A 22,170-nucleotide genomic window follows, 5' to 3' on the forward strand; every position below is an offset into this window, starting at 1 on the left:
CACTCTGCTCAGCCGAACTCAGCCGCGCGAACTCAGCTCAGCCGAACAAGGGGTCCCCCGCGAAGGGGGTCCCCTTGTTTTCATTCTCCCGCAGAGGTCTGACAATTCCGGGGCGCGGAGGGTCAGTTGTCCACAGGTCGCGGCGTCAACGGCCCGTTCACCCCAGCAGTTCCTTGGTGTTCACGATCTCCGCGAACCCGCCACCCCGCAGGTTCGCCACCGTGGCCGCGGTCAGCTGCTCGGCGGTCAGGTCCTCGAGGTCGAACGTGAACGTCGCGTCGATGGCGACCTTGACCCGGTACCCGAGGTTGCCGCCGACCCGAGCGGTGGTCTCGACGCACATGTTGGTCTGAATCCCGGCGAGCACGATGTCCTCGATCCCCCGCGCCCGCAGCCACCGGTCGAGGTCCACCTCCCCGTGGAAAGCGGAGTTCACCTTCTTCGCGAACACCAGATCCGGCGAGGCAACAGCGAGCTCGGGCTTGAACCGGTTGCCGGACTGCCCAGGCCGCAGCGGCGAGTCCGGGTGGACCGAGTCGTGCCGCACCAGCACGACCGGCCCGGTCCACGCGTCCAGCAGCGCCGCGATGTTGGCCTCGGCGCCGGGGTTGTTGCGCCTGCCCCAGTAAGCGTCGTCGAAGCCGCGCTGCACGTCGATCACGATGAGAGCTGTCATGCGGACAACTCTGATCCAACCGAAGAAACACAAACAGTGGCAAGAGCTGCGCGATCCGGTACTTTCCTGCCATGCGCACAGTGGGGATCCTGGTCCTGCCGGGCAGTCGCGTGTTCGACATCTCGGTGGCGAGCGAGGTGTGGGGCATCGACCGCTCGGACTCGGGCGTGCCCCGGTTCGAGCTCCGGATCTGCTCGCCGGCGAAGGTCACCCAGCCGCTCACGCCCATCGGCCTGATGCCGGCCACGCACGGACTGCAGGGCCTCGCCGGCTGCGACCTGGTCATCGTGCCCGGCAACGGCACACCGCACGCGGCGGTGTCGCCCCAGGTGATCCGCGCGCTCCGCAGCACGACCGCCACCGTCGCCGGCCTCTGCTCGGGCACGTTCACGCTCGCCGCGGCGGGCCTGCTCGACGGCCGGGAAGCAACGACGCACTGGCGGCTGCTCGACGACCTGCAGCAGGTGGCGCCAAGAGCGAAGGTGCGTAGAGACGTGCTGTTCACGCACGACGGGCCGGTGCTCACGTCGGCGGGCGTGCTCGGCGGCGCGGACCTGTGCCTGCACCTCGTCCGGCAGGCGCACGGCGCGGAGGTCGCCGCCGCCATCGCCAGGAGAATGGTCATGTCGCCCGCGCGCGAAGGCGGGCAGCGGCAGTACGTCGAACCCCCGATGCCGAGCAGGAAGAAGTCCGGCGTTTCGTCCACAGTGGACTGGGCGGTCGCGCGGCTGGCCGAGCCGATCGGCGTCAACGACCTCGCCGAGCACTCCGGGCTGAGCGAGCGGACGTTCCACCGCACGTTCCTCGCCGCCACCGGCAGCACACCGGGCCGCTGGCTCCAGTCGCAACGGGTCCGCCTGGCGCAGCGCCTGCTCGAGACCACGGACCTGCCGGTCGAACGCGTCGCGGAACGGTCCGGCCTCGGCACGTCGGCGAACCTGCGGCGCCGTCTGCGCGCGGAGCTCGGGGTCTCGCCCGACGGCTACCGGCGCACTTTCCGCGTACCTTCCAACCATGGTTGACGTACAGCGGGACGGCGACACCGTCCGGATCACCATGAACCGCGCGGCGAAGCGCAACGCACTGTCCGCCGAGCACCTCGGCGAGCTGCTGACGGCGTTCCGCGAGGCGGGCGAGTCCGACGCGAGCGGCATCGTGTTCGGCGCCGAGGGGCCGGTCTTCTCGGCGGGCCACGACTTCGGCGACGTCGCCGGACGTGACCTCCACGGTGTGCGCGAGATGCTGGAGCTCTGCACCACCCTGATGCGCACCATCCAGGAGGTGCCGCAGGTCGTCATCGCCCGCGTGCACGCACTGGCGACGGCCGCGGGCTGTCAGCTGGTCGCGTCGTGCGACCTCGCGATCGCGGCCGACTCGGCCGGTTTCGCGCTGCCCGGCGGCAAGGGCGGCTGGTTCTGCCACACGCCCGCCGTGCCGGTCGCCCGCAACGTCGGCCGCAAGCGGCTGATGGAGATGGTCCTGACCGGCGACGTCGTCGACGCGCACACGGCCGTCGAGTGGGGGCTGATCAACCGGGCCGTGCCGCTGGACGACCTCGACGCCGCGGTGGACGACCTGCTGATGCGGGCGACCCGCGGCAGCCGCGCGTCGAAGGCGCTCGGCAAGCGCACCGTCTACGCCCAGCTCGACCGGCCGGAGGCCGACGCCTACGAGATCGCGCTCGAGGTCATGGCGTCGGCGTCGCAGACCACGGCCGGCAAGGAGTGGATGGCGTCGTTCCTGGACAAGCGCAAGCCCGTCTGGACCGACTAGGCCCCGGTGGTCGAGCCGGGCCGGATGATCATCAACACCGTGACGGTCGCCCACAGCACGTTGAACAGGCCCGTGTGCATCGCCAGCCGCTTCGTCGCCTCGCCGGCGAGCGCACGGGCCTGGCCGGGGAGGACCAGCAGCGCCAGCACGAACGTCGCGACCGCGGTCAGCGCGATCGACACGATCACCCACGGCTCACCGGTCACGCCCATCACGCCCGCGGTGGCGAACCCGAACACCGGCACCGCGATGCCGACCGCCGCGTAGACGCGGCAGATCCGGTGCAGCACGGGCCGGTTCTCGGTGGCACGGGGGAACATGCTCGCCGCGACCGTCACCGGCCCGATGGCCACGATCGCGGCCAGCACGTGCAGCGACAGCAGCAGCTTGGTCACGCCGCCCGCCACACGACGCCGCGCCGCTCGTGGGCGAAGAACCGCTCCACCTCGTGCGCTTTCGGCGCTCCGAGCTCGCGTTCCACCAGGTGCAGCGCCAGGTCGAGGCCGGACGTGATGCCGGCCGCGGACACCAGGTCGCCGTCGTCGACGACCCGCGCGTCGATCGCCTCCACGCCGGACTCGGCCAGCAAACCGAGGCCCAGGTGGTGCGACGTGGCCCGGCGACCGGGGATCAACCCGGCCACGGCGAGCACCAGCGAGCCGCCGCACACCGTCGCGACGGTGGTGTCCGGCAGCTCGAGCGCCTCCTTCAACACCGGGGCCAGCCCGGTCGCGACCTGCGCGAGCATCGCCGGGACCTCGTCGACGGAACCCGCGACGCCCGGCACGAGCACCAGGTCGGCGCGCCGCGGGTCGAGCGCGGCCACCGCCCGCAGCGACAACAGGTTCAGCCCGCTCGGCACCTCCCGCACACCCTCGGCCGAGACGAGCTCGGACTCGATCCCAGCGGCGGCGAGCACCTCGTACGGCGCGATCACGTCCAGCGGGTCGAACCCGTCGAACAACACCACCTGAGCAAGCATCCGTTCCTCCCTCGATGTCGGTGATCACGACGCTAGGAGTCGCCGGGCGCGAGGAGAATTGGCTGGATTGCCATGTTGCAACGGATTCTCGCCAGCTACCGTGGCGGCATGCACACGGTCGCGGTACTGGCGCTGGACGGCGTGATCCCGTTCGACCTGTCCACGCCCATCGAGGGCTTCTCGCGCGTCCGGCAGCCCGACGGCAGCGCCGCGTACCGGGTGCTCGTGTGCGCGCCGGCGCCTGCCGTGCGCACGGAGACGTTCACCATCCACGCGCACCACGGGCTCGAAGCACTGTCCACAGCGGACACGATCATCCTGCCGGGGTGCGCGGATCCGGCTGTTCCCGTGCCCGCCGAGGTGACGGACGCTCTTCGCCGCGCCGCCGCCCGCGGCACCAGGATCGCCTCGATCTGCACGGGAGCGTTCGTGCTCGCGGCGACCGGCCTGCTCGACGGCCTGCGCGCCACCACGCACTGGCTCGCGGCACGGGATCTCGCGGCGCGGCATCCGGAGATCGAAGTCGACCCGAACGTGCTCTACGTCGACAACGGCCAGTTCCTCACCTCGGCGGGTGCGGCCGCCGGACTCGACCTGTGCCTGCACCTGATCCGCCGCGACCACGGCTCGGCGATCGCGGCCGACGCCGCGCGGTTCGCCGTGATGCCGCTCGAACGGGAAGGCGGCCAGTCCCAGTTCATCGTGCCGGAGCTGCCGCCGACGCCACAGGGTTCGGCGCTGGAACCGGTGCTGACGTGGATGGAGGCGAACGCCGCCGACGACCTCTCGCTCGAGGACATCGCCGCGCACGCGGGCATGTCGACCCGCACGCTCAACCGCCGCTTCCGCGAGCAGACCGGAACCACGCCGCTGCAGTGGCTGCACCGCGCGCGGATCCGGCGTGCGCAGCACCTGCTCGAAGCGACCACCCACCCGGTCGACCGCATCGCGAGCCAGGTCGGTTTCGGCTCGCCGACGGCGTTCCGCGACCGCTTCAAGCGTGTCGTCGGCACCAGCCCGCACGCCTACCGCTCGGCGTTCCGGTAGCCGAAATCGCCCGGCTAGAGTCGCGGCCATGGCGACCAGCGCCCTGCTCACGTGGCTCCTGGACGCTGATCCGGCACTGCGCTGGCAGGTCGAGCGCGACCTCGTGGGTGATCCGCCCGAGGTCTGGGAGGCGACGCGGGCGAGTGTCGCGACCGAGGGCTTCGGTGCGCGCCTGCTCGCGCTCCAGGATCCGGACGGCCGGTGGGCGGGCGGCGCGTTCTTCCCCGCGGACTTCGACTTCCACGGTCCTGAGGCGGCGGAAGGCGCCGGGCAGCCGTGGACGGCGACGACGTGGTCGCTCAACTCGTTGCGGGAGTGGGGCCTCGATCCCGCGGTACTGCGCGAGCGCCGCACGGCCGAGCTGCTCGCCGAGAACTGCCGCTGGGAGTACGGCGACCTGCCGTACTGGGGTGGCGAGGTCGACTGCTGCATCAACTCGTGGACGGTCGCGAACGGTCTGTGGCTCGGTGTCGACGTCACCGGCAACGTCGACTGGTTCCTCGAGCACCGGCTGCCCGACGGCGGCTGGAACTGCCAGTGGGTCGATGGCTCGACCCGGTCCTCGTTCCACTCGACACTCAACTCGCTCAAGGGACTGCTCGCCCACGAGGTCGTGACCGGAGGCACGGACGCGACGCGCGCCGCCCGGCGCTCCGGCGAGGAGTACCTCCTGCGGCGCGGCCTCTTCCGCCGTCTCTCGACGGGCGAACAGGTGGCGCCGTGGGCAGACCGCTTCGCCTACCCGTTCCGCTGGTCCTGCAGCGTGCTCAACGCGGCCGAGTACTTCCGCCAGGTCGCACTGCTGGACGGCGCGCCACCGGACCCGCGGATGGCTGACGCGATCGAGCTCATCCGCGCCGCCAGGCAGCCGGACGGCAGCTGGCGCCAGGGCCACCGGCACCAGGGGCGGGTGTGGTTCGAGGTCGACGTGCCGGAGGGCGAGCCGTCGAAGTGGCTGACCCTGTCCGGGACGCGGGTGCTCGACTGGTGGGACGGCCAGCAGGCCTGACGGCTACGGCCGGCCGCGCTCGTGCAGCAGCAGCAACGTGTACGCGGCGATCGACTGCGCGTCGGTGATCTCCCCGCGCGAGATCATCGCCTCGAACTCGGCGCGCGGGAACCACGCGGAGCGCATGTCCTGCTCCTCGTGCTCCCGCTCGTGGAAGCCCTCGGTCAGGTCCGTCGCCAGGTACACCCACCCGCGCTGCGACGACATGCCGGGCGCCACGTCCAGCAGGCCGAGCTCGACCATCGAACCGGCGCGCAGCCCGGTCTCCTCCCGCAGCTCGCGCCTGGCGAGCTCCAGCGGATCGGCCGACGCGCGGTCCGGCGCGGTGCCCTGCGGGAACTCCCACCGCCGCATGCCGAGCGGGTAGCGGTACTGCTCGACGAGCCGCAGTCGTTCGCGGTCGAGCGGGATGACCAGCGCGTAGTTGGGTTTGTCCACCACGCCGTAGATGCCGGTGGTGCCGTCGGCCCTGCGGATCGGGTCCTCGCGGACCGTCATCCACGGGTTCGCGTACACCTCGCGGGAGCCGAGCGTTTCCACGCCACGGACCGTACCTGCCGGTGCTCCGGTGGACGCACCCCGTAGCCTGTCGCGGTGCGTCTAGTCATTGCTCGCTGCCAGGTCGACTACGTCGGACGTCTCACCGCCCATCTGCCGATGGCTCAGCGACTCCTGCTGATCAAGGCCGACGGCTCGGTGTCGATCCACTCCGACGACCGCGCGTTCAAGCCGCTGAACTGGATGAGTCCGCCGTGCTGGCTCATCGAGGACCCGGACATCTGGACGGTGCAGAACAAGGCGGGGGAGAAGCTGATCATCACCCTCGAAGAGGTTCTGCACGACTCCAAGCACGAGCTCGGCCCAGAGCCCGGCCTGCAGAAGGACGGCGTCGAAGCCGACCTGCAGAAGCTGCTCGCCGAGCACGTCACCACGCTGGGCGACGGCTGGACGCTGGTGCGGCGCGAGTTCCCGACCCCGATCGGCCCCGTCGACCTGATGTGCCGCGACGCGGGCGGCGTGTCCGTCGCCGTGGAGATCAAGCGGCGCGGCGAGATCGACGGCGTCGAGCAGCTCACCCGGTACCTGGAGTTGCTCAACCGGGATCCGTTGCTCGCACCCGTGCAGGGCGTGTTCGCGGCGCAGCAGATCAAGCCGCAGGCCCGCGTGCTGGCCGAGGACCGCGGGATCCGGTGCGTGGTGCTGGACTACGACGCGTTGCGCGGCATCGAGTCGGACGAGTTCCGCCTGTTCTAGCTTCTCGTCCGCCCCGCGCAGGAGGCCATGCGCATGCACTGGCCGGTGGTGTACTCGGAGCCGACCAGCTCGCGCAGCCGGTGAAACGCCATCACCGAGCTCTTCGCGGCGGCCACCGCTCTGACGTCGTCGCGCACGGACCGAGGCAGTCGCTCGAAGTCCTCCTCGCCCTCACACGCCATGCAGATCCTGACTTCGACGGGCTCGAAGCCGCCCATCCCGGCGTCGCATTCAGGACAGGACCACTGCCGCCAGAACGGTGCGCAGTTGTCGCAGAGTGAAGGCGAATCGTCGCCGCGCCGCTGTGCCGGGGTCGCTTGGCAGCCGAGGCAGTGCAGGTGCGGATAGGTGTCCCGAACGGTTGCCGGATCGGCGCCGCAGACGGGGCACGGGAGGCCGGCTCTCATCCACACGGGGAGCTCGGGTTCGGTCATCTCGCAAGTCTCGGCTGCCCGCTCACCTCGCCGCACCCCAATTCCGGTGAGCGCCCCGTCTCAGGTCGTGGTTTTGTGATCATCGGCAAGGGGTATCAGCAGGCACACCTGGAGTAATGTCCCCTCCTGGTCGTTGATGTTGAAGTCTGTTCGGTCGGGGAGGTGGGCTGGGTGTCGGTGCTGGCCGAAGCGGATCTGCGGCTCGACGCGGGACCGCTTGACTACGCGTTGCTGGTGATCTACTTCGTCGTGGTGCTGGGCATCGGCGTCATGGCCAGGAGGTCGGTCTCCTCCAGCCTCGACTTCCTGTTGTCCGGCCGGTCGCTGCCCGCCTGGGTGACGGGCCTCGCGTTCATCTCGGCGAACCTCGGTGCGCTCGAGCTGATGGGCATGACGGCGAACGGCGCGCAGTACGGCATGGCGACCGTGCACTACTACTGGATCGGCGCGATCCCGGCCATGGTGTTCCTCGGCCTGGTGATGATGCCGTTCTACTACGGCTCCGGGGTGCGCAGCGTCCCCGAGTTCATGTTGCGGCGCTTCGGAAAGCCCGCTCACCTCGTCAACGCGATCAGCTTCGCGGTCGCGCAGGTGCTGATCGCGGGCATCAACCTGTTCGCGCTCGCGGTGATCATCAACGCGCTGCTCGGCTGGCCGTTGCCGCTGTCGATCGTGATCGCCGCGGTCGTCGTGCTCGCGTACACCACGCTCGGCGGTCTGAGTGCCGCGATCTACAACGAGGTGCTGCAGTTCTTCGTGATCGTCGCTGCGCTGGCGCCGCTGACGATCGTCGGCCTGATCAAGGTCGGCGGCTGGCAGGGGCTCGTCGCGAAGGTGACCGATCAGGAGCAGCTGTCGGCGTGGCCCGCGACCGGGCTCACCGGCATCACCGACGCGACGCTCAGCGTCATCGGACTGGTGTTCGGTCTGGGCTTCGTGCTGTCGTTCGGTTACTGGACGACGAACTTCGCCGAGGTGCAGCGCGCGATGTCGGCGAAGTCGATGTCCGCGGCGCGGCGCACGCCGATCATCGGCTCGTACCCGAAGGCGCTGATCCCGGCGATCATCATCATCCCCGGCATCATCGCCGCGGTGATCATCCCCGAGCTGGCCGCGCTGAAGGCGGGCGACACCAGCTCCGGCGTGAAGTACAACGACGTGCTGCCGCTGCTCATGCGCGACCTGCTGCCCAACGGCATCCTCGGCATCGCGATCACCGGCCTGCTCGCGTCGTTCATGGCGGGTGTTGCGGCCAATGTCAGCTCGTTCAACACGGTCTTCACCTACGACCTGTGGCAGGACTACGTCAAGAAGGACCGGCCCGACGAGTACTACCTGCGGATCGGCCGCCTCGCGACGGTCGGCGCCTGCGTGCTCGCCATCGGCACCGCGTTCATCGCGGCCTCGCTCGGCGGGTCCAACATCATGGACTACATCCAGGCGCTGTTCTCGTTCTTCAACGCGCCGCTCTTCGCGACGTTCATCGTCGGCATGTTCTGGAAGCGGATGACACCGACCGCGGGCTGGATCGGTCTGCTCGCGGGCACGTTCACCGCGATGTTCATCTACCTGATCTCGGAGCCGTCGTTCGGCATCCAGTGGCTGGAGCTGCCGGGCCAGGGCGCGAGCTTCCTCGGCGCCGGGCTCGCGTTCCTCGTCGACGTCGTCGTGAGCGTCGCGGTCAGCCTCGTCACCACGCCCAAGCCGGACAGCGAGCTGGTCGGGCTGGTCTACAGCCTGACGCCCAAGAAGGACCGCACGCACTCCGCCACCGGCGAGGACGCTGGCTGGTACCGCTCGCCCGCGCTGCTCGGCGGCGGAGTGCTCGTGCTGACGACCGTCCTGTACATCGTCTTCGGCTGAGGGAGGCCGTCATGAGGCTGTTCGACCTGCGGTTGATCATCGCGTTCCTGTTCGGCGTCTACGGCGTCGTGCTCACCGTGACCGGGTTCGCGTTCACCTCGACCGAGGACGTCGACAAGGCGGCCGGCGTCAACATCAACCTGTGGGCGGGGCTGGGCATGGTCGTGCTCTCGGTCGCGTTCGCCGCGTGGGCGTTGCTGCGGCCGCTGGCCGTGCCTACCGACGCGGGTGAACGGGATTGAAAGCTTCGATCGTCCAGGCGTCGAGCCATCTGACGGCGCGACGGATTCGCTTGCGCATGTTCGACTCCTCTCTGGTCTCATCAGGTACATCGAGTTGATGTTCTGAATCGTTCCCGAAGCGCTGGGTGACGTCGAACACGGGGTTCCGGCCACGGGTCGGGGGAAAGGTCGCTACCGTGCACGTCGTGCCCCGCATCCGTGCCGCTCTAGCGGTCGCCGCCGCCCTGCTGACCCTCGTGGGCTGCGCCTCAGGACCTGGTCTGGACAGGAAGGTTTCCGTCCGCCGCACCATCCCGGCGAACGCGCAGAACGCGGCCGACCCGACGGGCACGTCCGGGACGAGCGGCAAGCCCGCCGACCCCGCGTTCGCGGTCGAGAAGATGCGGCTGGTCGACCCGTGCAAGCTGATGAGCAAGGACCTGCTGGAGCCGTTCGGCAAGCCCGACACCCGGTACAGCAGCGGCAGCTACACGCGGTGCTCCAACTACATGAAGGACACCAGCGGCAAGGACCTCAACTTCAGCATCGAGGTCGGCTACACGATGTCGTTCGAGGCGAGCAAGGCGAACAAGCAGCTCGCCGGGCTGAAGAGCTACGAGCAGAAGCTGGATTCGGACGCCTGCTTCATCTCGGCGCTCACGCAGGAGGACCCTCCCGTCGGCGTGCGCATGCAGGTCGGCTACAAGACGGGCGAGCCGTGCGAGCCCGGCCGCAAGCTGCTCGAGTCGCTGATCAAGAAGCTCAAGAAGGACCCGGCGAAGTACAGCGTGAAGAAGGGCTCGCCGATCGAGCTCGACCCGTGCAAGGTGCCGGACGCCGCCGCGATCAAGGAAGCGGCCGGCGACGGTGGCAAGGAGCTGTCGTACGGCATGCACACCTGCGGCTGGAACTCGCGCACCATCAACATCACGCTCGACTTCCGGCTGCAGTACGTCCCTGACGGCAACAAGTTCGACGACAAGCAGACCGAGGTCGACCTCGGTTCGGGCGTCAAGGGCTACCAGGTGCTCAACGAGGGCGTGTACCCCACGTGCTCCGTCATGGTGCCGCTCACCAAGGACGGCAACAACAACGCCGAGCTCGCCGTGATGGAGGCCTCGGGTTCGAAGGACGCGCAGTTCGACCGGTGTGCGAAGGCCCAGGCGTTCGCGAAGGCCGTTCTGCCCAAGCTGCCCAAGGCCTGACGGGGGCTGACGCCCGGCGCCGCGAGGCGTTACTGTCAGGTTACTCGCGAGTACCTGGAGGGCCGATGACGCAGACCGCTCCCGATGCCACGTTGTCCACTGGCACGTCGGATGCTGGGCGGCTGTTCGCCTCCACCGACCCGCGGACGGGTGAGGTCGTGGCGCAGCACCCCGTGCACACCGAGGCCGAGGTGCAGGACGCGGTCGCGTCGGCACGTCCGGCGGCGGAGTGGTGGGCGGGCCTCGGCTTCGAAGGTCGCAAGTCACGCCTCGACGCGTGGCGCAAGGTGCTGGTGGGCAAGCTGGACGAGTTCGGCGCGCTGATCAGCGCCGAGACCGGCAAGCCCGCCGACGACGCCCGCACCGAGCTGGCGCTGGTGATCGACCACCTGCACTGGGCGGCCAGGCAGGCGGGCCGCGTGCTGGGTCGCAGGCGCGTGTCGCCGGGCTTGCTCATGTACAACCACGCGGCGTCCATCGAGTACCGCCCGCTCGGCGTGATCGGCGTGATCGGGCCGTGGAACTACCCGGCGTTCACGCCGATGGGTTCCGTCGCGTACGCGCTCGCCGCCGGCAATGCCGTGGTGTTCAAGCCTTCCGAGTACACACCGGGCGTCGGCACGTTCCTCGCGTCGACGTTCGCCGAGGTCGTGCCGGAGCACCCGGTGTTCCAGGTGGTGACCGGCTTCGGCGAGACCGGTGCGGCGCTGTGCCGCGCGGGCGTCGACAAGCTGGCGTTCACCGGCTCGACCGCGACCGGCAAGCGCGTCATGGCCGCGTGCGCCGAGACGCTGACCCCCGTGCTGGTCGAGTGCGGCGGCAAGGACGCGCTGATCGTCGACTCCGACGCCGATCTGTCCGCCGCGGCCGACGCCGCCGTGTGGGGCGGCGTGTTCAACGCGGGCCAGACGTGCGCGGGCGTCGAGCGCGTGTACGTGGCCGAGGACGTCTTCGACGAGTTCGTGTCGCTGGTGACCAAGCGCGTCAAGAAGCTGAAGCCGGGCGGCGAGCCGGGTGCGGACCTGGGCCCCATCACGATGCCCAAGCAGGTCGACGTGATCCGCTCGCACGTGGCGGACGCGCTGGAGCGCGGCGGCAATGCCGTCGTCGGCGGCGCCGAGTCGATCCGCCCGCCGTTCGTCGAGCCGGTCGTGCTGATCGACGTGCCGGAGGACTCGCTGGCGGTCACCGAGGAGACCTTCGGCCCCACCCTGGTGATCAACCGCGTACCGGACGCCGTCGAGGGTGTGCGCCGCGCCAACGCAGGCCGCTACGGCCTCGGTGGCGCCGTGTTCTCCCGCTCGCGCGGCGACGAGCTGGCCCGTCAGATGCGGTGCGGCATGGTGTCGGTCAACGCCGTGCTGGCGTTCGCCGCGGTACCGGCTTTGCCGTTCGGCGGTGTCGGTGACTCCGGGTTCGGGCGGATCCACGGGGAGGACGGGCTGCGCGAGTTCGCGACGCCGCAGTCCTTGACGCGCAAGCGGTTCTCCGCGCTGCTCAACCCGATGACCTACGACCGCAGTTCGCGCACCGTGAAGCACGTGCTGCGGCTGGTGCGCGTGCTGTACGGCCGCTGAGCGGTCAGCGCCGGGAGGCTTGCCAGCGTCGAGGGCCTGTCAGCGGCGAGAACTTCGCGCCAAGGTGCCGAGCGTCAGTTGCTGAGCGCCAAGAACTGTCGGTGCTCCGCGATACGCTTGGCGTGGGGACCTCGCGCCCCCTTGGGGGATCTTGAGACCCCCCGAATTCCAGGCTAGCGGCGGGGTCTGACAGTTCAGCGGGTGCGAGTGCGCCAAAGGGCGAAATTCGGTTCGCGTGGCCGCGGGCGCCTGCTTACCGTGGCGCTCGTGACGCAGATGATCGTGCTCAACGGTGGTTCCAGCTCGGGCAAGTCGGGCATCGCGCGCTGCCTGCAGGCGGTGCTGCCGGACCCGTGGCTGACGGTCGGCGTCGACACGCTGATCGAGGCGATGCCCGCGCGCCTTCGGAGCTCGCCGGACGGCATCGAGTTCGCAGCGGATGGCGCGGTGGCGATCGGCCAGGACTTCCGGACGCTCGAAGACGCGTGGATCACGGGCATCGTCGCCATGGTTCGCGCCGGGGCGCGGATGATCGTCGACGAGGTCTTCCTCGGTGGTGCGGAGTCGCAGCGGCGGTGGCTGGACGCGCTCGGCGACCTGCCGGTGCTGTGGGTGGGTGTCCGGTGCGCCGCCGAGGTGGCCGAGGGCCGGGAGACGGCGCGCGGTGACCGGGTGGGCGGGATGGCCGTCGCGCAGGCCGAGCTGGTGCATCGGGGTGTCCGCTACGACGTCGAGGTCGACACGACCCGCACCGAGGCGATCGAGTGCGCGCGGACGATCGCGGCGCGCGTCGGAGCGGCCGTGGCGTGAACGGCGGTGGCGTGAACGGCCCGTTCGCAGCGCGAATTGGCCGTCCACGCCTCCTGCGGCACCGAAACTGTCGGTGCCTCGTGGCAGAGTTGAAATCAGGGGGTCCCCCCGGCAGGGGGACGCCCGTCAAGCGGTGAACTCAAGCGGTGAACTCAAGCGGTGCACTCGAGCGTCGACGTGAGCAGCGTGCTCAGGAGATGAGCTGCTTCTCCAGGTCGGTCAGCACCTCGTTCGCCGCCAGCACGCCGAGCCCGAGGAACCAGGTCTCGTCGAGCACGGGCTTCGCGTGCCCGGCCTTCACCGGCGGGAGCCCCGCCCACAACTCGCCGGCGAGCACGCTGTTCTGCGCGGTCTTGGTCGCGTCGCCGTAGGTGCCGTACAGCACGAAGTCGGCGGAGGCCTTGCCGATCTCCTCGGCGCTGACCTGGACCGCGAGGTCGTCCACCTGGGACGCCTGCGGCTGCGGGATCTTCGCGTCGATCAGGATCGTGCCGACGAACGACTTCCTCGCGTACAGGCGGATCTTGTCCGGCATGAAGCGCAGCATCGTGACGGTCGGGCGGGTGCCCGTCTTCTTCTCGATGGCGTTGCCCACGGACTCGGCGCGCTTCGTGTACTCGTCGAGCATCTTCGCCGCGTCGGCCTGCTGGTCGAGCGCGGCGGCGTTCAGCAGGAAGTTCTCCTTCCAGGTGTAACCCGGACGCACGGAGAACACTGTCGGCGCGATCGCCGACAGCTTCGGGTACTGGGCCTCGGCGCGCAGCTTCGAACCCAGGATCAGGTCCGGCTTCAGCTTGGTGATCGTCTCGAGGTTGAGGCTGTTGATGCTGCCGACGTTCTCCGGCTGACCGGCCTTGTCACCGACGTACGCGGGCATCGTCGGCGAACCGTCGGTGTACGCGATGCCGACCGGCTTCACGCCCAGCGCCACCACGTTGTCCAGCTCACCGGTGTCGAGGACGATCACCCGCTCGGGCTTCTTCTCGAGCTTCGTCTCGCCCAGCGCGTGCTTGATCGTGCGCGGGAACTCACCGGGCTTGGCGTTCGTGCCGAAGCCTTCGCTCAGCTCGCCCGCCTTGCCGAAGTCCGAACCGCCCTGCGCCACAGCTGGTTTGTCCGCCGGTGCGCTCTGGGTGCAGGCGGTCAGCGCGAACGCGGTCAGCACCGCGAGCGCCGTTGCTCTCTTCGACACGACGTGCGTCCTCCACAACTCAAGGTGATCTACCTGGACTTATTAGGGCGGCCTAACTGTAGCTGAGGCCTTTCGCCGGTTCCGCATGCCAGACCGCAGGAGTAGTAAGGAACACGCGATCAGCGTCGATCGGAGGACATGATGAAGAAGATCATCAACGATCCGGAGACCGTGGTGCTCGATGCCTTGCGGGGCATGCAGGCGGCGCACGCCGACCTGCTGACCGTCCACACCGACCCGCCGGTGGTGGTCCGTGCGGACGCCCCGGTCGCGCGCAAGGTCGCGGTGATCTCCGGTGGCGGCTCCGGGCACGAGCCCATGCACGGCGGGTTCGTCGGGCGTGGCATGCTCGACGCCGCGTGCCCCGGCGCGGTGTTCACGTCGCCGACGCCGGACCAGATCGCGTCCGCGGTGGCGAAGACCGACGGCGGCGGGGGTGCGCTGCTGATCGTCAAGAACTACACCGGCGACGTGCTCAACTTCGAGACCGGCGCCGAGCTCGCCGCCGCCGAGGGCGTCGAGGTGCGCAGCGTCGTCATCGACGACGACGTGGCGGTCAAGGACTCGCTGTACACGGCTGGTCGCCGCGGGGTCGGCGGCACCGTGTTGCTGGAGAAGATCGTCGGCGCGGCGGCCGAGCGAGGGATCGACCTCGACGGCTGCGAGGCGTTGGCGCGCAAGGTGATCGGCCAGGTGCGGTCGATGGGCCTCGCGCTGACGGCGTGCACCGTTCCGCACGCGGGCGAACCCAGCTTCACGCTCGCCGACGACGAGATGGAGATCGGCATCGGCATCCACGGCGAGCCTGGGCGGCACCGGGTGAAGGCGGGCACCGCCGACGAGATGGTCCGGCAGCTGCTCGACCCGATCGTCGAGGACCTGCCGTTCGAGAGCGGCGACCGGGTGCTGCTGTTCACGAACTCGATGGGCGGATCGCCGCTGATCGAGATGTACTTGGCGCACGGAATCGCGGAGAACCTGCTCGCGGATCGGGGTATCACGGTGGAACGACGGCTGGTCGGGCCCTACGTCACGAGTCTGGAGATGCAGGGCATGAGCCTCACGTTGCTCAAGCTCGACGACGAACTGGTCGAGCTGTGGGACGCACCCGTGAACACGGCCGCGCTGCGCTGGGGAGTCTGAGGTGACGTGCACTGCTGAAGGCGTCGTCTCGGCGCTGCGAGCCGCGGTCGCGGTCGTCATCGCCCACCGCGACGAGCTGGTCCGGCTGGACCGGGAGATCGGCGACGGCGATCACGGCGAGAACATGCGCCGCGGGTTCACCGCACTGCTGTCCAGGTTGGACAGTGAGCCGCCCGCGACACCGGGCAGCGCGCTCAAGCTCGTCGCGACCACGCTGATCTCGACCGTCGGCGGCGCGGCAGGTCCCTTGTACGGCACGGCTTTCCTGCGCGCGGCCAGCGCGGTCGGCGACGCGACGGCGCTGGACGGCCCCGCGGTCGCCAAGGCGCTGCGCGGCGCGCTCGACGGCGTGGTGGCGCGCGGCAAGGCCGAGGTCGGCGACAAGACGATGGTCGACGCGCTGACGCCGGCGGTGGCGGCCGCGGAAGCGGCGGGCGACGACATGGTCGCCGTGCTCGTGGCCGCCGCGGACGCGGCCGACGCCGGTGCCGAGTCGACGGTGCCGCTCGTCGCGCGCAAGGGACGCGCGTCCTACCTCGGCGAGCGCAGCGCCGACCACCTCGACCCCGGTGCGCGCTCGACCGCGTTGCTGCTGCGGGCGTTCGCCGACGCGGCCCAGTCCGACGAGCGGGCCCAGCGGTGAGGCCGGTCGACGAGCCCAAAGTGGGCCTGGTCGTCGTGTCGCACAGCGAGATGCTCGCGAGCGGCATCGCCGAGCTGGCCGCGCAGATGGCGCCGCACGTCGCCGTGCTGCCCGTCGGCGGGACGCCCGACGGCGGGCTCGGGACCGACTACGAGTCGGTGTGCGGAGCACTGGTCGGCGCGGACTCGGGCGCGGGCGTCGTCGTCCTCTACGACCTGGGCAGCGCCAAGATGACCGCCGAGATGGCGGTCGAGTCCGCGGACGACGCCGCGCGCTACGCCGTCGTCGACGCCCCGCTCGTCGAGGGCGCCGTGGCCGCCGCCGTCGCCGCACAGGGCGGGGCGCGACTCCGCGACGTGGCCGCGGCGGCGGAAGGGGCGTCCGGTGAGGCGCCGGTGCGCGCGTCCGCCGCACCTGCGCGCCGGTCGCTGCACCTCGTCACGGACCCGGTGAGCGTCGAGATCGAGCTGAACAACGACGTGGGCCTGCACGCGCGTCCCGCCGCGCTGCTGGCCCGCACCGTCGCCGAGCTCGACGCGGATGTCGTTGTCCGGTACGGGGAGTCGGAGGCGAGCGCGGCGAGCGTGCTGGCGCTCATGGGACTCGGCGCGCCCGGCGGCGGGTCGGTCGAGGTCATCGCGACCGGCAAGGACGCGCGCGAGGCCGTTCGGCGCATCGAGGAACTAGCTGAAAGGGGGTTCGACGACTAGTACCGTGTCTGATGCCGCTCCTCCGGAGACGGCGGCGAGGTCGCCCGGAAGTCGGCCATCCGAGCCCGGTTTTCGCCGCCTCCGCAAGCTCCGGCGTCGAAAAGCGGACTCGGATGGCCGACGCGACCTCGCATAGGTGCGAGTGGTGGACACTGAACCGGTCACTTGCTCGATCCGGATGGCGAAGCTCACGGACGTTTCCGCACGTGAGCGTGGCATAGTCGCCCGCAAGTTACCGATAGGTAGCTCACGCTTAACCCGTGGAGGTAGGCAGTGGCGCGCGAATTCAACACCGTCGGGGTGGTTGGTCTCGGGACGATGGGTGCGGGCATCGCCGAGGTACTCGCGCGCACCGGGCTGACCGTGAAGGTGGTCGACATCGACGACGCGGGTCTCGCCCGCGGTCTCGGGCACCTCCAGCACTCGACGGAGCGCGCCGTCGCCCGCGGCAAGCTCGACGCCGCCGCGAAGGCCGAGCTGCTGGGCCGGATCAGCACCAGCACGTCAATCGCCGACCTCGCCGACTGCGACCTCGTCATCGAGGCCATTCCCGAGCACGTCGAGCTCAAGTCGCGCCTGTTCGCCGAGATCGACAAGATCCTCGGCCCGGACGCGATCCTCGCATCGAACACGTCGTCGCTGTCGATCACCGAGATCGGCGTCCACACCGGACGCCCCGGCAAGGTCGTCGGCCTGCACTTCTTCAACCCGACGCAGGTGCTCAAGCTCGTCGAGGTCGTCCGCACGGTCGTCACCGAGCCGGACGTGATCACCGACGTCGTGGCGTTCGTCGAGCGGCTCGGCAAGTCGCCCGTCGTGATCGGCGACCGCGCGGGCTTCATCGCGAACGCCCTGCTCTTCCCGTATCTCAACCACGCGGTGAAGATGCTCGAGGCGCGCTACGCCACGCGCGAGGACCTGGACGCCGCCATGCGCTACGGCTGCGGCTACCCGATGGGCCCGCTCGCGCTGCTCGACCTGATCGGGCTGGACACCGCGTACGAGATCCTCGACACGATGTACCACCAGTCCCGCAACCGCCTGCACGCTCCGGCGCCGCTGCTCAAGCAGATGATCACCGCCGGTCTGCTCGGCAGGAAGACCGGCCGCGGCTTCTACACCTACGACGGCCCGGACTCGCCGAACGTCGTCGCGGACACCCAGACCCCGGTCTCGTCCGAGGAGGGTGTGCAGGCCCGCGACGTGCAGCGGGTCGGCGTGATCGGCACCGGCACCATGGCGACCGGCATCGTCGAGGTGTTCGCGAAGCGGGGCTACGACGTCGTCCTGCGCGCCCGCAGCCTGGAGAAGGCCGAGGGCGCGCTGGCGAAGGTCCGCAAGTCGCTGGACCGCGCGGTGTCGAAGGGCAAGCTCTCCGAGGCCGACCGCGACGCGACGCTGGCGCGCATCAGCCCGGCCGTCGAGTTCGTCGAGCTCGCCGACTGCGACCTCGTCGTCGAGGCCGTCGCCGAGGAGCTGGCGATCAAGAAGGAGGTCTTCGCGGCGCTCGACGAGGTGTGCAAGCCCGGTGCCGTGCTCGCGACGACGACGTCCTCGCTGCCGGTCATCGAGTGCGCCGCTGCGACGTCGCGCCCCGGTGACGTGGTCGGCCTGCACTTCTTCAACCCGGCGCAGGTGATGAAGCTCGTCGAGATCGTCGAGACCATCTCCACCGGCGCCGACGTCGTCGCGACCGCCCGCAAGATCTGCCTCGACCTCGGCAAGGTGCCGGTGCACTGCGGCGACGTCGCCGGGTTCATCGTGAACGCGCTGCTCTTCCCGTACCTCAACGACGCGGTGAAGATGCTGGAGGCGCACTACGCCGAGGCCGACGACATCGACAACGCCATGAAGGTCGGCTGCGGCCTGCCGATGGGCCCGTTCGAGCTGCTGGACGTCGTGGGCCTGGACGTGTCGCTGGCGATCGAGCGGACGCTGTACCTGGAGTTCCGCGAGCCCGGCTTCTCGCCGGCGCCGCTGCTGGAGCACCTCGTGACGGCGGGCCGCCTCGGCAGGAAGACCGGCAAGGGTTTCCGCGACTACTCGTGACGTCCGCACCCGGCCTGCGCGGCCGGGGTCTCGTTTGGCAGAGTGGTCCTATGCGGCTAGTCCTCTCGGCAGTGCTGTTGTTGCTCGTTTCGGGCTGCTCGTACGCGGTGCAGGGCCAGCCGGTGACCCCCGGCGTGCTCGACGTCGAGCCGCCGTTCTCGAGCGAGCGACCGACGCCGCCGTCCGGCTCCGAGGACCCCTCGGCGCCGATCGACGGTGAGGCGGGCCGGGTGTGCTCCGTGCTGACGTGGAAGGACCTGCCGTACCCGAACACGGATCCGGCAGGCCCCGCCACGCAGATCAACTACGACAGCACGTTCGACGAGTCGTGCAAGTGGCAGACCAAGACCGGCACGACCGAGGTCGGTGTCTCGCTGCGCTTCCGCGAGGCCAAGTCGATCACGCTGGAGAAGACGTCCGGCACGTTCGACGTGAAGGGCCGGACGGTCACCTACTTCGACCGCACCGACGATCCGGACGTGCAACCGTCGTGCGTGCTCGTCATGGACTACGCGGGTGGCGGGCTCGGGATCATCGTCATCGACGGCTCCGACAAGTTCGGCTCCATCTGCGACCAGGGCAAGCACGTCGCCGAGGTCATGATGAACAAGGAACCGGCGAACTAGCCGCAGCAGCCGCCACCGCAGCAACCGCCGCCGCCTGACGGCGCCGCTGCCGTGCCCCCGATACCGGCCATGGACAGCAGCTTCACCGTGTCGTCGTGACCCGCCGGACACGGCGCGGGCTCGGACGACGCGCTCATCGGCCGGTTGACCTCGAAGGTGGACTCGCAGGACCGGCAGCGGAACTCGTACATCGGCACGGCCACATTGTGCCTGACCGGGCGTTGTTACCGTGGTACACCGTGCCTCGCCGGAACCAGCCCAAACGCGACCAACCACGTGCCCTCGGCGGCGGCACCGGCTGGGCGCGCGCCGAGAACGCGCCTGACGGCGAGTGGCTCGTGCGCAACGTCCCCGGCGACCAGACCACCAAGACGTACCGCTGCCCCGGCTGCGACCACGAGATCAGGCCCGGCACCCCGCACGTGGTCGCCTGGCCGGCCAACGACTACGGCACCGTCGACGAACGCAGGCACTGGCACCAGGGCTGCTGGGGATCGCGAGGGCGGCGAGGTCCTACTGCACGCCGATGGTGACCCGGTAGATCGCGGGCATCGGCATGGCGCGGGAGAACGGCCAGTCGACGTCGTGTCCGAGAGCGGCCAGCGCACGGGACACAAAGGTGCCGTGACTGCCGATCAGCACCGTGCGGCCGGGGTGCTCGCGTTCGATGCGGCGCAGCGCGGCCAGCGCTCGAGCGCTGAGCTCGTCGAGACTCTCCCCGCCGCCCGCGCGGCCGGCCGGGTCCGCCCAGGCACGGGCGTAGTCGTCCGCGTAGTCGTCGCTCGGGACCAGGCCGGAGTCCCACTCGCGCAGCTCGTGCCGCGTGATCACCGGGAGGCCCAGGTGGTCTGCGGTGGGCTGGACGGTCTGGATCGCGCGCCGGAGCGGACTGGACAGCACGGCGGCCGGATTCAGTGCCGCCAGCTCCGGGACCAGCGCTCGTGCGGCAGCCTCACCCGCTGACGTGAGCGGGCGGTCCGGGTCGTCGGGCACACCGGAGCGAGGCGGGACCGACTGAGCGTGGCGAATCAGGACGAGTGCGGCCGACACCCGTCCTGACTACCAGATCAGGTGCGTTCGACGCGGATCCAGAGCTCCGCGTCCGCCTGCTTGCCATCCGGAGACAGCCGCGTGCGCAGGATCTCCGGGCCGGGCGCGCTCCGGTACGGGTTCGACGGGAACCACTGCGTGAACACGTCCCGCCACATGTACTGCAGCGCCAACGGGAACTCACCGGAGCTCTCGAACACCGCCCACGAGCCCGCCGGGACCTCCACCACGTCCAGGTCCGGCACCTGCTCGTTCGTGCTGTTCGTGACGACGCCGTGGAAGTAGTCGAGCTCGGTGCCCTCCGCCCTGCTCTCCGCCAGGTTGTCGCTCACCTGGACGATGCCCCTCGGCTCCTGGTCGGACAGTTCTTCCAAGCGCCGCAACGTTTCCGGCTCGATGGCGCGCACGAACTCGACGATCGCCGGGTTCATGCCCTCGTGCACCAACGGCACTCGCTTCTTCAGCCCCACGAGGTTGAAGCTGTCCTTCTCCACGATCCGGTATCGCATGCTGTTGCTCCCTTCGACGATGAGACGGAAGGACATCCGGGGCTGGGAACGCAGTGCCGCACCTGTCTGCCGCGCTTCGCCAGGGCCCACGCCGTGCACCGCTTTGAACGCCCGCGCGAACGCCTCGCCCGAGCCGTAGCCGTAGCGGGTTGCGATGTCGAGCAGCGTTTGCTCGTTGGCGAGCACCTCCGCGCCGGCGACCGTCAGTCGTCTGCGGCGGATGTACTCCGACAGCGGGATGCCCGCCAGCGCGGAGAACATCCGTCGGAAGTGGTACTCCGACGTCATCGCTATCCGTGCCAGCTCGGCCACCTCGATGTGGTGGTCGAGGTGTTGCTCGATGTGGTCCATGGCCTGGTTCAGGCGATCCAGCACTTCAGCCCCCTTCCTTCCTGATCACCACGCTAGGAGTTCGTAGGTTTGTCGGCCCGACATCCTGTGCCCGTCGCTGTCGGGTCCGTTTTTGTCGGGGGTCGTCGTTATGGTCGAGGGGCGCGGTCGGCATGGAGGAAACCAGCACTGAAGTACGCCGGCCTCCCTGGTTTTGTCCGGGGGTGGTTGCGGGGGTTGGTCCCGTGGCCCAACCGACGATCAGGCTTGCTGAGGGGCAACTACGTGGCCTGTCAACGCCGACCGCGCACCCCCGGCTTCGCGGTGTTGGCGGCCGCCGGTTGACGTCGGGGGCGGGGAGCCTGCCGTCCGGAGCACATTGCTCAGTGCGACGCAGGCTGAAGGTATACGTCGTGTCGGGCGATGCCCGTGACCCTGCGATCAGAGGCAGTTGTCAGCTCCTTGGCGGTCGTGAGTGTGTTGCAGCGGCTGGGAGCTGACGGTCCGAAGGGTGCTCGGTTGGCGGGGAGCGGGTGCCTCGGGGCCGAGCCGCGGCGGGCTGCGTGGCGGCTGTGGCGAGTGCGCAGGGCGGGCACCGCGTTTGTGCGAGTGGTGCCCACCTTGGCACGCAGGGGACAGCGCGCTTGCGCGCGTGGTGGGCACCATGTCGTCGGTGGCTGGTGCGGTGGCTGACGCGCTGGGTGATGGGGCTCTGGTTCCGCTGATGGGTGGTGTCCGGCGCGCGCCGCATTCGCGCGCGCGGGTGGTGCTTGGCGCAGGGGCTGACGCGTTCGCTCGGGGCTGAGGCTGAGGCTGAGGCTGAGGCTGAGCGCTGGGGCCTTGGTGCCGGTAGTGCGCCGTGGCTGGCGGGTGCCGCGTTCGTGCGCGGGTGCAGCTCCTGCGTGGTGCGCAGCGTCGGCGCGTTCGTTTGGTCGCTGGTGGCCGGGGAGTCGGCGCTGGGTGTCCGGCGCGCCGCTCGCGCGCGGGTGGTGCTTGGTGCAGGCGCTGACCCGTTGGCTCAGGCGTTGAGATGTGGCACCTAGCCGGCCTGGGTGGTGTGGCTTGGC

At 69.9% G+C, this 22,170-nt stretch carries 25 protein-coding genes; 16 read left to right on the forward strand and 9 right to left on the reverse strand.

Annotation, left to right across the window (positions count from 1 at the left end):
* Positions 1 to 157: 157 nt before the first annotated feature.
* A complete protein-coding gene (locus FKR81_RS05740; protein ID WP_146349866.1) occupies positions 158 to 676 on the reverse strand; it encodes a cysteine hydrolase family protein in 519 nt (172 codons plus the stop codon).
* Positions 677 to 747: 71 nt separating this feature from the next.
* Here FKR81_RS05740 and FKR81_RS05745 point away from each other — a divergent pair, with 71 nt between their 5' ends.
* Positions 748 to 1,698: a GlxA family transcriptional regulator gene (locus tag FKR81_RS05745; protein WP_146349867.1), complete on the forward strand. Its 951-nt coding sequence runs from the start codon at positions 748 to 750 to the stop codon at positions 1,696 to 1,698.
* Positions 1,691 to 2,449 carry an enoyl-CoA hydratase-related protein gene (locus FKR81_RS05750; protein WP_146349868.1) on the forward strand — a complete coding sequence of 253 codons (759 nt, stop codon included), beginning with the start codon at positions 1,691 to 1,693 and terminating at the stop codon, positions 2,447 to 2,449. The genes FKR81_RS05745 and FKR81_RS05750 overlap by 8 nt, the downstream gene beginning before the upstream one ends.
* On the opposite strand, the gene FKR81_RS05755 is transcribed toward FKR81_RS05750, so the two are convergent.
* Both FKR81_RS05755 and FKR81_RS05760 read right to left on the reverse strand, forming a co-directional pair.
* Positions 2,446 to 2,844: a hypothetical protein gene (locus FKR81_RS05755; protein ID WP_146349869.1), complete on the reverse strand. Its 399-nt coding sequence runs from the start codon at positions 2,842 to 2,844 to the stop codon at positions 2,446 to 2,448. The two genes, FKR81_RS05750 and FKR81_RS05755, sit on opposite strands and share 4 nt — an antisense overlap.
* Positions 2,841 to 3,431, reverse strand: coding sequence for a DJ-1/PfpI family protein (locus FKR81_RS05760; RefSeq protein ID WP_146349870.1), 591 nt, complete (start codon positions 3,429 to 3,431; stop codon positions 2,841 to 2,843). Before FKR81_RS05760 ends, FKR81_RS05755 begins: the two co-directional genes overlap by 4 nt.
* Positions 3,432 to 3,539: 108 nt before the next feature.
* On the opposite strand from FKR81_RS05760, the gene FKR81_RS05765 reads away from it, so the two are divergent.
* Together FKR81_RS05765 and FKR81_RS05770 are read left to right on the forward strand one after the other, a co-directional pair.
* Positions 3,540 to 4,478 (forward strand): GlxA family transcriptional regulator, encoded by a 939-nt coding sequence (locus tag FKR81_RS05765; RefSeq protein ID WP_146349871.1) that lies wholly within the window; start codon positions 3,540 to 3,542, stop codon positions 4,476 to 4,478.
* Positions 4,479 to 4,506: 28 nt separating this feature from the next.
* Complete coding sequence (locus tag FKR81_RS05770) at positions 4,507 to 5,487, forward strand: squalene cyclase (RefSeq protein ID WP_146349872.1); 981 nt, start codon at positions 4,507 to 4,509, stop codon at positions 5,485 to 5,487.
* A 3-nt stretch (positions 5,488 to 5,490) separates the two neighbouring features.
* Here FKR81_RS05770 and FKR81_RS05775 read toward each other — a convergent pair whose 3' ends face one another.
* Complete coding sequence (locus FKR81_RS05775; protein WP_222598182.1) at positions 5,491 to 6,027, reverse strand: NUDIX domain-containing protein; 537 nt, start codon at positions 6,025 to 6,027, stop codon at positions 5,491 to 5,493.
* A 54-nt stretch (positions 6,028 to 6,081) separates the two neighbouring features.
* Between FKR81_RS05775 and nucS the strand changes: the two genes are divergently transcribed.
* The gene (nucS, locus tag FKR81_RS05780; protein WP_146349873.1) at positions 6,082 to 6,741 is read left to right on the forward strand and encodes an endonuclease NucS; all 660 of its coding nucleotides are present in this window, start codon (positions 6,082 to 6,084) and stop codon (positions 6,739 to 6,741) included.
* Here the strand turns inward: nucS and FKR81_RS05785 are convergent.
* Entirely contained in the window at positions 6,738 to 7,175 is a 438-nt protein-coding gene (locus FKR81_RS05785) for a hypothetical protein (RefSeq protein ID WP_146349874.1), read from the reverse strand. The genes nucS and FKR81_RS05785 overlap by 4 nt on opposite strands.
* A gap of 171 nt (positions 7,176 to 7,346) precedes the next feature.
* Here FKR81_RS05785 and FKR81_RS05790 point away from each other — a divergent pair, with 171 nt between their 5' ends.
* The 5 genes from FKR81_RS05790 (at position 7,347) to cpt (ending at position 12,851) form a co-directional block, all read left to right on the forward strand.
* Positions 7,347 to 9,038 carry a sodium:solute symporter family protein gene (locus FKR81_RS05790; RefSeq protein WP_146349875.1) on the forward strand — a complete coding sequence of 564 codons (1,692 nt, stop codon included), beginning with the start codon at positions 7,347 to 7,349 and terminating at the stop codon, positions 9,036 to 9,038.
* 11 nt (positions 9,039 to 9,049) lie between these two features.
* Positions 9,050 to 9,280, forward strand: coding sequence for a hypothetical protein (locus tag FKR81_RS05795; protein ID WP_146349876.1), 231 nt, complete (start codon positions 9,050 to 9,052; stop codon positions 9,278 to 9,280).
* 185 nt (positions 9,281 to 9,465) lie between these two features.
* Positions 9,466 to 10,464 (forward strand): DUF3558 domain-containing protein, encoded by a 999-nt coding sequence (locus tag FKR81_RS05800; RefSeq protein ID WP_146349877.1) that lies wholly within the window; start codon positions 9,466 to 9,468, stop codon positions 10,462 to 10,464.
* 65 nt (positions 10,465 to 10,529) lie between these two features.
* Complete coding sequence (locus FKR81_RS05805) at positions 10,530 to 12,041, forward strand: aldehyde dehydrogenase family protein (RefSeq protein WP_146349878.1); 1,512 nt, start codon at positions 10,530 to 10,532, stop codon at positions 12,039 to 12,041.
* Between the two features lie 276 nt (positions 12,042 to 12,317).
* Positions 12,318 to 12,851 (forward strand): chloramphenicol phosphotransferase CPT, encoded by a 534-nt coding sequence (gene cpt, locus FKR81_RS05810; protein WP_146349999.1) that lies wholly within the window; start codon positions 12,318 to 12,320, stop codon positions 12,849 to 12,851.
* Positions 12,852 to 13,041: 190 nt separating this feature from the next.
* Here the strand turns inward: cpt and FKR81_RS05815 are convergent, their stop codons facing one another.
* On the reverse strand, positions 13,042 to 14,043 hold the full coding sequence (locus FKR81_RS05815; protein ID WP_146349879.1) for an ABC transporter substrate-binding protein: 1,002 nt from the start codon (positions 14,041 to 14,043) through the stop codon (positions 13,042 to 13,044).
* Positions 14,044 to 14,184: 141 nt separating this feature from the next.
* Here FKR81_RS05815 and dhaK point away from each other — a divergent pair, with 141 nt between their 5' ends.
* The 5 genes from dhaK (at position 14,185) to FKR81_RS05840 (ending at position 19,214) form a co-directional block, all read left to right on the forward strand.
* Positions 14,185 to 15,186: a dihydroxyacetone kinase subunit DhaK gene (dhaK, locus tag FKR81_RS05820; protein WP_146349880.1), complete on the forward strand. Its 1,002-nt coding sequence runs from the start codon at positions 14,185 to 14,187 to the stop codon at positions 15,184 to 15,186.
* A gap of 1 nt (position 15,187) precedes the next feature.
* Entirely contained in the window at positions 15,188 to 15,829 is a 642-nt protein-coding gene (gene dhaL, locus FKR81_RS05825) for a dihydroxyacetone kinase subunit DhaL (protein WP_146349881.1), read from the forward strand.
* 20 nt (positions 15,830 to 15,849) lie between these two features.
* Positions 15,850 to 16,539: a dihydroxyacetone kinase phosphoryl donor subunit DhaM gene (gene dhaM, locus FKR81_RS05830; RefSeq protein ID WP_268891530.1), complete on the forward strand. Its 690-nt coding sequence runs from the start codon at positions 15,850 to 15,852 to the stop codon at positions 16,537 to 16,539.
* 273 nt (positions 16,540 to 16,812) lie between these two features.
* Positions 16,813 to 18,588 carry a 3-hydroxyacyl-CoA dehydrogenase family protein gene (locus FKR81_RS05835; RefSeq protein ID WP_146349882.1) on the forward strand — a complete coding sequence of 592 codons (1,776 nt, stop codon included), beginning with the start codon at positions 16,813 to 16,815 and terminating at the stop codon, positions 18,586 to 18,588.
* Positions 18,589 to 18,638: 50 nt separating this feature from the next.
* Entirely contained in the window at positions 18,639 to 19,214 is a 576-nt protein-coding gene (locus FKR81_RS05840; protein ID WP_146349883.1) for a DUF3558 family protein, read from the forward strand.
* Here the strand turns inward: FKR81_RS05840 and FKR81_RS05845 are convergent.
* Positions 19,211 to 19,411, reverse strand: coding sequence for an FmdB family zinc ribbon protein (locus FKR81_RS05845; RefSeq protein ID WP_146349884.1), 201 nt, complete (start codon positions 19,409 to 19,411; stop codon positions 19,211 to 19,213). The two genes, FKR81_RS05840 and FKR81_RS05845, sit on opposite strands and share 4 nt — an antisense overlap.
* A 42-nt stretch (positions 19,412 to 19,453) precedes the next feature.
* Here FKR81_RS05845 and FKR81_RS05850 point away from each other — a divergent pair, with 42 nt between their 5' ends.
* On the forward strand, positions 19,454 to 19,747 hold the full coding sequence (locus FKR81_RS05850; RefSeq protein ID WP_146349885.1) for a hypothetical protein: 294 nt from the start codon (positions 19,454 to 19,456) through the stop codon (positions 19,745 to 19,747).
* On the opposite strand, the gene FKR81_RS05855 is transcribed toward FKR81_RS05850, so the two are convergent.
* Together FKR81_RS05855 and FKR81_RS05860 are read right to left on the reverse strand one after the other, a co-directional pair.
* Positions 19,728 to 20,264, reverse strand: a complete 537-nt coding sequence (locus tag FKR81_RS05855) for a histidine phosphatase family protein (protein WP_146349886.1) — start codon at positions 20,262 to 20,264, stop codon at positions 19,728 to 19,730. The genes FKR81_RS05850 and FKR81_RS05855 overlap by 20 nt on opposite strands.
* Positions 20,265 to 20,281: 17 nt before the next feature.
* A complete protein-coding gene (locus tag FKR81_RS05860) occupies positions 20,282 to 21,148 on the reverse strand; it encodes an AraC family transcriptional regulator (RefSeq protein WP_146349887.1) in 867 nt (288 codons plus the stop codon).
* Between the last annotated feature and the right edge of the window lie 1,022 nt (positions 21,149 to 22,170).

Origin of the sequence: Lentzea tibetensis (assembly GCF_007845675.1) — a bacterium.
Lineage (GTDB): Bacteria > Actinomycetota > Actinomycetes > Mycobacteriales > Pseudonocardiaceae > Lentzea > Lentzea tibetensis.